This is a genomic window from Bradyrhizobium sp. JYMT SZCCT0428 (genome assembly GCF_018131075.1).
GTDB lineage: Bacteria > Pseudomonadota > Alphaproteobacteria > Rhizobiales > Xanthobacteraceae > Bradyrhizobium.
In genome coordinates this window covers 1-11850 of record NZ_JAFCLS010000043.1, presented here as the reverse complement: position 1 = coordinate 11850, position 11850 = coordinate 1, and the positions used below count along the sequence as shown (strand labels likewise).

General features: G+C 62.5%; 10 protein-coding genes and 1 tRNA gene. 5 read left to right on the top strand and 6 right to left on the bottom strand.

Features of this window, described 5'->3' with window-relative positions; all coding sequences use genetic code 11:
• Positions 1 to 38 precede the first annotated feature (38 nt).
• The gene (locus JQ575_RS32995; RefSeq protein ID WP_212037350.1) at positions 39 to 338 is read left to right on the top strand and encodes a hypothetical protein; all 300 of its coding nucleotides are present in this window, start codon (positions 39 to 41) and stop codon (positions 336 to 338) included.
• Between the two features lie 75 nt (positions 339 to 413).
• Here JQ575_RS32995 and JQ575_RS32990 read toward each other — a convergent pair whose 3' ends face one another.
• Entirely contained in the window at positions 414 to 599 is a 186-nt protein-coding gene (locus tag JQ575_RS32990) for a hypothetical protein (RefSeq protein WP_212037349.1), read from the bottom strand.
• 423 nt (positions 600 to 1022) lie between these two features.
• Between JQ575_RS32990 and JQ575_RS32985 the strand changes: the two genes are divergently transcribed.
• Both JQ575_RS32985 and JQ575_RS32980 read left to right on the top strand, forming a co-directional pair.
• Positions 1023 to 1169 (top strand): hypothetical protein, encoded by a 147-nt coding sequence (locus JQ575_RS32985; RefSeq protein WP_212037348.1) that lies wholly within the window; start codon positions 1023 to 1025, stop codon positions 1167 to 1169.
• Between the two features lie 315 nt (positions 1170 to 1484).
• Positions 1485 to 1694, top strand: coding sequence for a hypothetical protein (locus JQ575_RS32980; RefSeq protein ID WP_212037347.1), 210 nt, complete (start codon positions 1485 to 1487; stop codon positions 1692 to 1694).
• A 217-nt stretch (positions 1695 to 1911) separates the two neighbouring features.
• Here JQ575_RS32980 and JQ575_RS32975 read toward each other — a convergent pair.
• From JQ575_RS32975 to JQ575_RS32965, 3 genes are all read right to left on the bottom strand, one after another.
• Positions 1912 to 1987 (bottom strand) — tRNA-Lys (locus tag JQ575_RS32975).
• A 148-nt stretch (positions 1988 to 2135) separates the two neighbouring features.
• Positions 2136 to 4952, bottom strand: coding sequence for a glycosyltransferase (locus JQ575_RS32970; protein ID WP_212037346.1), 2817 nt, complete (start codon positions 4950 to 4952; stop codon positions 2136 to 2138).
• A 219-nt stretch (positions 4953 to 5171) separates the two neighbouring features.
• Positions 5172 to 5756: a beta-1-3, beta-1-6-glucan biosynthesis protein gene (locus JQ575_RS32965; RefSeq protein WP_212037345.1), complete on the bottom strand. Its 585-nt coding sequence runs from the start codon at positions 5754 to 5756 to the stop codon at positions 5172 to 5174.
• A 281-nt stretch (positions 5757 to 6037) separates the two neighbouring features.
• Here JQ575_RS32965 and JQ575_RS32960 point away from each other — a divergent pair, with 281 nt between their 5' ends.
• A complete protein-coding gene (locus JQ575_RS32960) occupies positions 6038 to 7663 on the top strand; it encodes a beta-(1-6) glucans synthase (protein ID WP_212037344.1) in 1626 nt (541 codons plus the stop codon).
• Here JQ575_RS32960 and JQ575_RS32955 read toward each other — a convergent pair.
• Together JQ575_RS32955 and JQ575_RS32950 are read right to left on the bottom strand one after the other, a co-directional pair.
• Positions 7623 to 8003, bottom strand: a complete 381-nt coding sequence (locus JQ575_RS32955) for a hypothetical protein (RefSeq protein WP_212037343.1) — start codon at positions 8001 to 8003, stop codon at positions 7623 to 7625. The genes JQ575_RS32960 and JQ575_RS32955 overlap by 41 nt on opposite strands.
• 141 nt (positions 8004 to 8144) lie before the next feature.
• Positions 8145 to 9545, bottom strand: a complete 1401-nt coding sequence (locus JQ575_RS32950; RefSeq protein WP_212037342.1) for a hypothetical protein — start codon at positions 9543 to 9545, stop codon at positions 8145 to 8147.
• Positions 9546 to 9715: 170 nt separating this feature from the next.
• On the opposite strand from JQ575_RS32950, the gene glmU reads away from it, so the two are divergent.
• Positions 9716 to 11074: a bifunctional UDP-N-acetylglucosamine diphosphorylase/glucosamine-1-phosphate N-acetyltransferase GlmU gene (gene glmU, locus JQ575_RS32945; protein ID WP_212037341.1), complete on the top strand. Its 1359-nt coding sequence runs from the start codon at positions 9716 to 9718 to the stop codon at positions 11072 to 11074.
• The last annotated feature ends 776 nt before the right edge of the window (positions 11075 to 11850 follow it).

Below are 11850 nucleotides of genomic sequence, written 5' to 3'. Positions count from 1 at the left end.
TTTTCACCATTCCAAAATAAATCCTAAGGGAGGTTTCGATGATTTTGGTTCAGAGGAGTGTTAGCGTCGCGCCTGGGATGTTGTCGGCAGCAATGGCATTTGCAAGCGAGATCAGTACCCAAGTAAAAACAACTACGGGCATCGATCTAAAAATAGCCGTTCCGGTTGGAGGTAATGCTGCTCGCATGGCTTGGATTGCCAACTACGAGAACTTGGCCCAGTACGAGGCTATGGGGCTGAAGCTTCTTGCGGATCAAAAATACCTGGAGCTGATCAAGAAGGCAGCCGGCCTCTTTGTACCCAACACGTTCCATGATGAGATTTGGCGAACGCTCTAAAGGCGCGCAAAAAGCCGCGTCCTGATTATCGAAAGAGGCCGCCAGCGGGGCGGCCTCCTCATAAAACTCAAACGGTCAGCCAAAATACCCGTAGTAATCAGTTGGATTGTTGCGGGCATACGCCGCGGTAAGCTGTTGCTGCAACGCAATCCGCTGATCCGTCCGCACCCCGAAGCCAGCAATGACACCGGCACCGCCGCTTGCAGCGTCAAGCTGCTCGCCCGTCATTTCGGTTGTCTCAATCTGATAATCCGATTTCATGTCGCTCTCCTAGTTCCTTTTTCTCCCGATGCACCATTGCCCTCGGCTTTTGCGACATTGACGGATAAATTCTCGTGACGCTGTTCCCAACGGTACAGGCTGGGTCGCGCGAATTCGGTTAGACTAAGCACTATGGCCGTTTCTAACGTTGGCGAGCATCGATGAAAACTCGTCAATCGAATAGCGATTGATGCGCAGTAATTACGAATTGAAACTCCAGGCCTTCAGATGACATGAAATCCCCCGCCCGGGGGCTAGCGCGGACGGGGCATTCCCGTTCGGGACGACCTGTCGGCTTGAAGAGAGGCCGCCGGTTCACCCAGGCGGCTCGTTCTTATGTGAGCCGTCTCACGGTTTAGACCGCCCGCTGCCCTCATACTCGCTCGACATCAACGGCACAGCGCCACAACACGGAGCGGGACAATGAAGACCGAGCAGGCTCAATTGAGCGACAAAATCCGCGACAAAGAACTCGAAAACGTCACCGGAGGGCGCAAGGCCGGCGAAGGACAGAAGGACTTCCTCGTTGTGAAAATGAAAGAGGCTTTCGTGGCGAGCTATAGCCTTTGATCCCGAAGCCGCCGCAACCTGGGGAGGCCGCTTCAAACTGGCGCTCTCTCTTGCCCGATTTCCCTTGAGGCAAAAGGCGACTGATGCTCTGCCGTTCACTCCGGCGGGTTTTGCAATTAATTGAGGTCGCCAACCTAACGAAAAAATCCCGCCCAAGCTGGCCGGCTGGGGGCGGGGTTCTCATTCCAGAATGTGCGCCCACGCCAGAGTTCAGACACCTCCGTGATCGCCGTCACATCGCGACGAGAGCAGTGTCGCTAAATTTGGCCGCACCAGCCCGGATGATCGCGCTGGTTTAATCAAAGGGGAACTGTGATGACCGAAGCAATCAATGCGAGCGACGTTCTGAATGCGCAGGAACTCGATGTGGTGTCTGGCGGCTTTATGCGGCTCCCCTTGGTGGCGGTCAAAGTGCTGGAAATCAAAGGCGGAGGAACGGGCGGTGGTGAGGGTGGTCAGGGTGGTCAGAACGATCCGGCCCAAATGTTTCAACAGATTATGCAGCAACTGACCCAAGGGGGTTAGCGCACGCTCGCGTTCGCAGTCTGCTGCAGGGATTGTCAGCCCGCCGTAATGCCGGCTGACCAATCGTGTTGTTAATTTCAGATGGATAAGCACGCCCAGAAGCTGGGCTCATTCTTGTGCGCTCCATCTACGTCCCCGAATGTGTGCAGGGTGTGTGCACAAGAGAAAGACTTGCTAGACCGTAGCAGGCATTTAGTCAGTAAGAGATTGATTTCATTGGTGAGCGCGGAGGGACTCGAACCCTCGACCCCATGATTAAAAGTCACGTGCTCTACCGCCTGAGCTACGCGCTCACTCGACGCGCTGTGTAGGGGGCGGACCCCTGCGGGTCAATAGCGCCGGCGCCAGAAAATGCTAGGCCGCCCGATCCAGATTCCTGAGGTTCGGCTTGCGGTTAGTCCGGCTTCTTCAAGCGGGCAGCGCCGATCGGTTCACCGTCCGTTAATTGGCTTCCCGGCGAATCTCGGATGCGACCGGCTGGGAGGGGCGCGCGACCGTCGGCAGCCGGACCGGACGGATCCCGATCAGTTCCGCCGTGCGCACCGCGCCGTCGCGCCAGAAGGCGAACGAGTTGATCCGGGAGTTCTCCAGCAGCGCGATCGCGACCGCCGCGAGGAACGGCAGGCTTTGCAGCACCAGCACGCCCGCAAAGATGTAGATCTCGCGTACCTGCTTGTAGCCGTTCATGACCACCAGCACGGTGGCGCCGACCAGCAGCAGCACGCCGATCACGGCCTCCCAGAACGCCTGGAATTCGATCGACATCCGCGATAGCCCGCCCTTGGAAGTGCGGGCGAAGGCGAGATGCTCGGTGATCAGGCCCTGGGCCACGGCACGCGACACCGTCCACTGCACGCTCATCGCCGCGATCATGGCGCCCAGCATCTGCCCGGCCTTGATCTTCACCCGCAGGCGATAGAGCGAGATGAAATGCACCAGCGAGACGACAAAGGCGCCAATAATCGGCAGCGTCAGAATCTTGTCGGGAATCGCGATGTCGGCAAACGCCACGATCGGCACCCAGATCAGATTGAGGATCGCCACGACCACGCCGAGGCTCTCGGCGCCGAGCCAGTTCAGCCAGCCCAGCGAGAATTCGCGGCGTTGATCCGGTGAAAGCCGGCTCCCGCCGGGCAGGAAGCGCCGCCAGTGCTTCTTGACGATCTGGAAGCCGCCATAGGCCCAGCGGTGACGCTGTTTCTTGAACGCCTCATAGGTGTCGGGCAGCAGGCCCTCGCCATAGCGGACGTTGGTGTAGTGCGTCAGCCAGCCCTGCTGCTGGATGGTCAGGCCGAGATCGGTGTCCTCGCAAATGGTGTCGCTGGACCATCCGCCGGCCATATCCATCGCGGAACGGCGGATCAGGCACATCGTGCCGTGCACGATGATCGCGTTGAACTCGTTGCGCTGGACCATGCCGATGTCGAAGAAGCCGGCATATTCGCCGTTCATGATGTAGTGCATCAATGACAGGTCGCCGTCGCGATGCTCCTGCGGCGCCTGCACCAGGCCGACGCGGGGGTCGGCGAAGACCGGAACGAGATCCTTCAGCCAGTCCGGATGCACGACATAGTCGGCGTCGATGATGCCGATGATCTCGGCGTCGGTCGCGGTGCGCTCCATCGCGATGCGCAGCGCGCCTGCCTTGAAGCCCTGCACCTTCTCGGCGTTGATGAACTTGAAGCGCTCGCCGAGCGAGCGGCAATGATCCTGGATCGGCTGCCAGAATGCCGGATCCGGCGTGTTGTTGATGATGCAGACGCATTCGAAGTTCGGATAGTCGAGCCGCGACACCGCATCGAGCGTCTGCTTGAGCATCTCGACGGGTTCGAAATAGGCGGGGATGTGGATCGACACTTTCGGGAAGGCAACGTTCTCGCCGATGGTGGCGGGCGCCAGCGGCGCGCTCTTGGTGATCAGCCGGCGCGGGCCGTGCCCGAAGGCGACCGCCGCGATTTCCTCGATCCGGGCCATCGCGATCAGCACCAGCGGCACCAGCAGGATCAGGCCGAGCGTCAGCGCGAAGGCCGAGCCGAGCACGAAATAGTGCCCGTCCCAGTAAGCGAACACGGTGGCGGCCCAGGCGCCGACGCCGTTGGCGGCCGCTGACAGCACCAGCGCCTGCATCACGGTGGGCTTTTCAAGCCGCAGGATCGGCAGCGACAACAGGATGCCGACCAGGAGCGCGATCAGCGCCAGCTTCCAGTAGTTCAGATTGACGATCGGGCCGGTCCAGCTGAATTTGGGTTCGCGGGAAGCATCCAGAATGCCCCAATAGGGTCCGACGCCGCCTTCGTTGAATTTCCAGGGCTTATCGATCGCCTCGACGATGTTGTAGTCCATGCCGATGGCGTCGGCACGCGCGACGAAATTGCGCAGCACCGCAGCCTGCTCGAATGGGCCGGGCTCGGCATTGCGCAGATTGTAACCGGCGCTCGGCCAGCCGAACTCGGCAATTACGATCCGTTTGCCCGGGAACTGGTCGCGCAACAGCTGGTACATCGCGACGGCCTGATCGACCGCCTGCTTGTCCGTGAAGTTTTCCCAATAGGGCAGCACGTGCGCGCCAATGAAGTCAGCGGAGTTGGCCAACTGCGGATAATCGCGCCAGATGTTCCAGATCTCGCCTGTCGTCACGGGAACGTTGACGGATTTCTTGATCCGCTGGATCAGCCGCCCCAGACGAAACACGTTGTTTTGTGCAGTCGTCCATTTTATCGCTTCAGCCCGCTTGTCTTCAGGCTGGGCTTCCGCTTCCTGCAGCCGCTGTACCTCTTCGCGTTGGATGCGTGCACCTTCGGAGTCAAGGTCCGGCAGAGCGACAAGATTCTCGATCGGGACTTGTTCGCCCCGGTAGATGGTTTCGTTGCCGACGACCACCCCGATGACGTTGCTGTTTTTTCGCGCGAGATTGATGACCGCCTCGATCTCGCGCTTGTTGCGGTCCTTGTCCTTGTCGATCCAGGCGCCCACCGTAACCTTGAGGCCAAATTCCGCGGCGATTGCCGGCACCAGTTCGTTGCCTTCCGTCGACGCGTACAGGCGAATTGCCCGCGTCAGCGTCGAGAGCTTTTTCATATCGGCGCGAATCTTCTCCGCGTCATCCTCAACGACGGTGTGCCCCGGCTCAAACGGCGTATAGGAAAGGCTCGGCAAAATTCCACGGAAATCGGGTGCCGGCTGCTTGTCCTGGAACAGACCCCACAACGCAGCGTGAGCTGCGGTCACAAACAGCAGAACGGCGACGACGGCGCGCATCGGCGGCTAAACCATAACGGGGCCTAGAAAGGGGAAAGCGAACCCGTCCCCTAGGTTCGACCGACACGGCGGCAGGTTTAAGAATAGTCCTGCCGTGCGAATTCTCAACTGATATGACGCCATGGCGTTTTAAGGGCGCGGAGTTGAACAAACGCTGAATAATCACGTTCGTTCCGTTCGAGCCGATATTGCAGGCCTTAATTGCAAGGCCTTGGGCGCTTACTTCGCTGGCGTCGGGCTGGCGCTGGGAGCGGGCGAGGGAGCTGGGGCGGGTGCCGCGTTGCCGGCGGTTGCGGGGGCAGGCGCGGCCGGGTTGGCCGCGACGGCGGCCTGCGGCTGTGCGGCCGGATTGATCCAGCAGGCGTGAACCCTGTCGTCCAGGCTCCTCGGCACCTTGTCGTCGATCTGTCCGCCGAATCGGGTCAGGCAGCGGAAGGTCGCCTGGACATGGCCGCCGGGGCAGCCGAACCGGTCGTAGAGGTCGAGATGCCGGAATGCGGTATCGAGGTCGTCGCGCCACATCAGGCGGACCACGCGCCGGCCGAGCCAGACGCATTCCGGGTTCCCGCCGGGGCCGTTGATGGCCTGGGTAGCCTCGACGAATTCGTCGGTTTTCCGCTGATTATCCTTGGTCGGGTCGGCCGCATTGGCCGCCGGCGGCTTGCCGGGCTGGTCCGGGGCGGGCGTGCCGCTCTGGGCGAACGCCCCGCCCGATCCGGTCAGGAGGGCCAAGCCTGCAACAAGGCCGGCAACGGCAAGGTGGCGCAAAACCGCATTTTTGAGATCAGGCCCACTTCGACGCATACATTCCCCGACTTGTTTCATGCCCGCAGGAGATGCCCGAAATGGCAATTCCGGCGGCTCGTGATGGCTTGGCTAGTTGCCGTCCAAATTGGTCCCCAATGCGGCGGAGACGCTGCCGGATTCCCATGACGGTTATTTCGGATTTTGTCCAGCAAACTCACAACTTTATCGCGGCGTGGTAAAATCGTCGCAGGGGATTGGCTGGATTAGGTCTATCCTGCCGGCATATCACTCTTGGCAGAACGCCGGTGACCAGCTAATCGACGGGCCCCGCCCGGAGGATGGAACTGATTTCTCTTCGTACGCCGCTGGCGCTTCTCCTGACATCGCTTGGTATGATCGCGGCCGTGTGGTGGTGGCTGGCCACACCGATCATGCTTGTGCGCGCCCCGATCGATCCCAACGCGAAACTGCAATGCGTTTCCTACGCGCCGTTCCGCGACGCGCAGACGCCGCTGATTCCGACCACCCATATCGGTGCCGACCAGATCGCGCAGGATCTGGCGCAGCTCGCCAAGATCACCGATTGCGTGCGCACCTATTCGATCGAGAACGGGCTCGATCAGGTTCCGGCCCTTGCCGCCAAGGTCGGGCTGAAGGTCATTCAGGGCATCTGGCTCTCCAGCAACCAGATCAAGAACGCTTCCCAGATCGCGATCACGGTCGGCCTGACCAAGCAATATCCCGGTGTCATTACTGCTCTGGTGGTCGGCAATGAGGTGCTGCTGCGCGGTGAAATGACGGCGTCCGATCTCGCCGCCCATATCCGCTCGGTCAGGGCACAGGTCTCCATTCCCGTCACCTATGCCGATGTCTGGGAATTCTGGCTGCGCAACCGTGAGATCTACGATGCCGTCGACTTCGTCACGATTCATATCCTGCCGTACTGGGAAGACATGCCGGTGCGCGCGAAGTTTGCCGCCTCCCATGTCGATTCGATCCGCAAGCGGATCGCGGTCGCCTTTCCGGGCAAGGAGATCCTGATCGGCGAGACCGGCTGGCCCAGCGCCGGGCGGATGCGCGAGGGCGCGCTGCCGTCGCGCACCAACCAGGCGCGCGTCGTTTCCGAAATTCTCGATCTCGCCAAGCGCGAAGGCTTTCGCGTCAACCTGATCGAGGCCTATGACCAGCCGTGGAAGCGCCAGCTCGAGGGCACCGTCGGCGGCTATTGGGGCCTGATCGATGCCGCCCAGCGGGCGGTGAAATATCCGCCCGGCCAGGAGATCAGCAATTTCCCGTTCTGGAAGCTGCAGATGGGATGCGGCATGGCGCTCAGCTTCTTCGTGTTTCTCGCGGGCTGGCTGACGTTGCGGCGGCGGCCGTGGCAGCCGCGGCTGGCCGCCTGGCTTGCGGTCGGCACGTCCGCGACGATTTCCGGCATGCTGCTCGGCGTCGCCGCCGACAAGATGTTCTACGAGAGCTACGGGACCGGCGGCTGGCTGCAATGGGGGGCGCTGTTGGCGGCCGCGATCGCGTCGCCGATGCTCTGCGCCAACGCTGTGATGTCGGGACGGCCGCTGCCGACCTTCCTCGAATTGCTCGGCCCGCGCGATGGCCGGACCGGATCGGTGCTCTCAGTGCTGCTCGGCCTGACGCTGGTTGTCGCCACGGTGATCGGCGCGGAGACCGCGCTCGGTTTTGCGTTCGATCCGCGCTATCGCGATTTTCCGTTCGCTTCGCTGACCATGGCCGTGGTGCCGTTTGCCGCCTTGATGCTGGTCAACCGGCCGAAGGAGGGCACGCGCCCGATCGCCGAATCGGCCTTTGCCGGACTGCTCGTGCTGGCCATGCTCTATATCGGGTTCAACGAAGGCGCGCAGAACTGGCAGGCGATGTGGACCTGCGCGATCTACTTCCTGCTCGCGCTTACGCTGTGGCGGGCGCGGGCCGTGCAAACCCCAAAATAAGCAGCCCGATCGCGATCCCCGACAGCACCACATTATAGAGCACGATCCCAAGCCCGGCCGCGATCAGCCCACCGGTCAGCAGTACGATCGACGGCCGCATCACGTGAAGCACCGCGATGATCAGCGCCACGATGCCGAACACCGAATTCTTGAACAGCGTGGTGGCGAGCGTGCGGGCCTTGCAGATCATCGTCTGCAGGCCGGCGTCGCACGCCAGCGCGACGGTGGAGAACTCGACCGCGAGATAGCGCAGATAGAGCGCGTAGCCGACGGTGACGAAGCCGACCACCAACAGGAACTGCACCTGATAGGGCGTCAGCCGGAACGGAATTTTTTTCACAGCGGCATTTTCTCGGGCTTGGATGGATGGCGGGGCGAATATGGTCGGGAATGGCCGGCGGGACAAGCCACCACAGGACATTAAGGGGCGGCAAAAACGGATCAGAGTCTGGCCGCAACCCCTTGTACTACAATGAAATATCTATTGGCCTCGCTTGCCGAACCAGGACGAGACCGCGGTCGTTGCCGCTGTTTCCGGCTTCTTTGCCGGGTCCTCCGCGACCACGGCCGCTCGTTTCGCCACCGCACCCCGCCGGCGCGGCGCGGGTTTTGCGCCCGGTGCAGGCGCGGGGCTGTCGCCAGTCAGCGACAGCCGTTGGCCGTCGAAGATCGCCGTCTCGCAGTTCCGCTTGTTTTCGGCCAGGACGGCGCAGATCCGGGCGGCAGCTCCGGCGTCGTTGATGGGACCTGCCACCAGCCGAAGCTGCATGCCGAGCCCGTTGGTGCTTTCCTTGATCACGATGATCGGGCGGAGCGCGGCGAGCGGCGCGTTCGATCTCGATTTCAACAGCCCGCGCCACAGCGCGCGCAGGCCGGGGACCGAATTGGCGGTGCCGAGATCGACCCCGAATTGGGTGCGTTGGATCGCAACCTTCGGACCGGTTTCCTCGTCCGCCTCGGCGTCCGTTGCCGGTGCGGCCGCCACCACTTCCGGGATCGGGCTCGCGATCACCGAACTCAGGGGCTTGGTGGGTTCGACCAGTTTGGTGGCGGATGGATCGGGCGGCGCCATGAAGGACTGTGAGGCGACCAGCGGCGTCGCCGGCGTCGCCGCGTCGGCCTTCGCAACTTCGATCTTCACGGTATCGATTTTCGCCGTGTCGGACTTTACCGCTTCAGGCTTCGCCGCTTCAGCTTTGGCGGCTTCAGACCTTGCCAGGTCGGTCTTCCTTGCTTCGACCTTCGGCAACTCGGTCTTGATCGTTTCCTTGGCTGTTTCCTTGCCAGATTCTTTGGCCGGATCCTTGGCAACGGATGAAGCCGCCGCCGAGCCGGGTTCGGTCGGGACTGGATTGGCGACGGATTTCTCAGGCGTTGCCGCGGCCGTCTGTGTCGCCACCGGCGCCACGGCGGGAGCGGGAGTTTGCGCGGCTTGGGTAGCTTGGGGCTCGGCAGGCGAAGGCGCTGCCGGGGCAGGCGATGCCGCGGCGGAATTCTGGCGGGCGATGGACCCGGTCACGGAGTCCAGCCCGCGTTCCAGGCCGGTGACGCGGGCATAGAGCCGGTCGCGATCGCTGTTGAGCGTATCGATGGCCGCGGCGAGCCGTCGCGCCTCGCGTTCCGTTTGATTGGCAACATTCTGGATCTGCTGCGCTCGCTGGCCGAGATCGGTCGCGGCCATCTGGTCGCGCTTCCATCCAAACTGGGTCTGGTTCGCCATCACGGCGACGACGACCGCGGCCACCGCACCGACGCCCCACGATCCGAGCCGCCACAGCGCGCGGCGGTCGAGATCCTCTTCCTCGGCCAGAAAACCGCTCAGCACGCCGCCGGTATCGTCCGTCTCGAGGCCGCCAGCGCGATGGTCGGAATTCTTGGCCAAACGTCTTTGGCCCTCCCGAGGCCCGCCGAATCACAGGTCAAACATTAACAGGAATTCTGCCATGATCTTGAATCCGGAACTTTGCGGGACGGCGAATCGGGTTTCCTCTCACAGCGAAAACACCTAAAGACGGCGCCGTTGCCTTTGGCCCTGATATTTGAGGACTTCTCATGACTGCTCGATCCAGCCTGACGGTGGTGCTTGCGGCCGGCGAGGGGACGCGGATGCGGTCCTCGCTGCCGAAAGTGCTGCACCCGGTGGCCGGCCAGTCGCTGCTGGCGCATGTGCTGGATGCCGCCCCGAACGGCGCGGGCGCCTCGCTCGCCGTCGTGATCGGCCCCGATCACAAGGCGGTCGCCGACGAGGTTGCGCGGATACGTCCCGATGCCGCGACCTTCATCCAGCGCGAACGGCTCGGCACCGCGCATGCGGTGCTGGCGGCCCGCGAGGCGCTGGCGCGCGGCGCCGATGACCTGATCGTCGCCTTCGGCGATACGCCTTTGATATCGGCCGAGACGTTTGCGCGAATGCGCGCGCCGCTGGAGAAGGGGGCCGCGATCGCCGTACTTGGCTTCCGCGCTGCCGACCCCACCGGTTACGGCCGGCTGCTCGTCGAGGGTGATCAGCTGGTGGCGATCCGCGAGCATGCGGATGCCAGCGCCGAGGAGCGCAAGGTCACGCTGTGCAATGCCGGGGTGATGGCGTTCGACGGCAAGAAGGCGCTCTCGATCCTCGAGCGGATCGGCAATGCCAACAGCAAGGGTGAGTATTATCTCGTCGATGCGGTTGCACTCGTCAGGGACATGGGATTGGAGGCCGTCGTGATTGAAACCAGCGAGGATGAAGTGCGCGGAATCAACACCAAGGCGCAGCTCGCCGAAGCCGAAGCTGTGATGCAGGCGCGGCTGCGCAAGGCAGCGCTCGACGCCGGCGTGACGCTGATCGCGCCGGAAACCGTGCATCTTGCCGCCGACACCACCTTCGGCAACGACGTCACCATCGAGCCGTTCGTGGTGATCGGCCCCGGCGTCACCATCGCCGACGGCGCGGTGATCCATTCGTTCTCGCACATCGTACAGGCCTCGATCGGCAAGAAGGCGTCCGTCGGCCCGTATGCGCGGCTGCGGCCCGGCACCTCGCTCGGCGATGGCGCGCGGATCGGAAATTTCGTCGAGACCAAGGCCGCTCACCTCGAAGCCGGCGTCAAGGTCAACCATCTCTCCTACATCGGCGATGCCCATGTCGGCGCCAATTCCAACATCGGCGCCGGCACCATCACCTGCAACTATGACGGCTTTTTCAAGCACAAGACTGTTATCGGCGAGGGCGCTTTCGTCGGCACCAATTCGTCGCTGGTGGCGCCGGTGAAAATCGGCAAGGGCGCCTATATCGGCTCGGGCTCCGTCATCACCAAGGACGTGCCCGACGATGCGCTGGCCGTCGAGCGCAGCCCGCAGAACAACCGCGACGGCGGCGCAGCGCGCTACCGCGAGATGAAGCTGCGCGCGAAGGCGAAGAAGGAAGGTTGAGGGCGAGGGCACGAGCTCTTTCCACGTCATTGCGAGCGTAGCGAAGCAATCCACATTTCCGCTTGCTGAGGCATGGATTGCTTCGTCGCAAGCGCTCCTCGCAATGACGGGGATGGTGCAGCGCCACACATTGCTGTCGACCCCCCGCGTTCACTCCAAGACCCGTCATCCTGAGGTGCGCGCTCTTGCGCGCCTCGAAGGACGACGGCCCGTCTGTGGCCGATTCATCCTTCGAGGCTCGCTGCGCTCGCACCTCCAGCGACAACGGCGAAGCCGTTGCGCGGGGATGACGGTTAAACGCAACTTCGCGATCTCGCGACGCGTTGCGCCCGAGCTTTGTCTAGAAATTCTCCGCCCTCTCAATTCAGAGGGCGCAGGGAATGCCGGATGCGCGCTGCACCCGCGGTCTCATGTGCGATTGTGCATAAGTATGCTGCACATGAGCATACAGGGCAGCGGAGAACATCCGACATTCCCTGCGCAATGGCTTTACGGCTTATGACGCGCTCTCCCCGGTGAGACGGCCTCTATTGCCACCGTCGCCCCTCGGAAGCGTTAGCTCCCGCAGGACTTAACGCCGTTACGGGCGCCAGGACCACACGCTTTCGCCGTACGCTTCAGCCGCGACCGTCCATCGCAACTGTTACGTCCACCGCAACCCGCCCCTCGTCGTGACGACGGCCGACGCCCCTCTGAGTGGGACGGGATAACGCAAACTCGTAGAGATGATTTGCCCGACGGCGAAAGCGAAATATTTTTTATTCCGGGGCTTGACA

Coding starts and splice junctions, on each gene's coding strand:
- JQ575_RS32960 (WP_212037344.1), top strand. CDS start 6,038: ATGGAACTGATTTCTCTTCGTACGCCGCTGGCGCTTCTCCTGACATCG.
- JQ575_RS32985 (WP_212037348.1), top strand. CDS start 1,023: ATGAAGACCGAGCAGGCTCAATTGAGCGACAAAATCCGCGACAAAGAA.
- glmU (WP_212037341.1), top strand. CDS start 9,716: ATGACTGCTCGATCCAGCCTGACGGTGGTGCTTGCGGCCGGCGAGGGG.
- JQ575_RS32990 (WP_212037349.1), bottom strand. CDS start 599: ATGAAATCGGATTATCAGATTGAGACAACCGAAATGACGGGCGAGCAG.
- JQ575_RS32965 (WP_212037345.1), bottom strand. CDS start 5,756: ATGCGTCGAAGTGGGCCTGATCTCAAAAATGCGGTTTTGCGCCACCTT.
- JQ575_RS32995 (WP_212037350.1), top strand. CDS start 39: ATGATTTTGGTTCAGAGGAGTGTTAGCGTCGCGCCTGGGATGTTGTCG.
- JQ575_RS32980 (WP_212037347.1), top strand. CDS start 1,485: ATGACCGAAGCAATCAATGCGAGCGACGTTCTGAATGCGCAGGAACTC.
- JQ575_RS32970 (WP_212037346.1), bottom strand. CDS start 4,952: ATGCGCGCCGTCGTCGCCGTTCTGCTGTTTGTGACCGCAGCTCACGCT.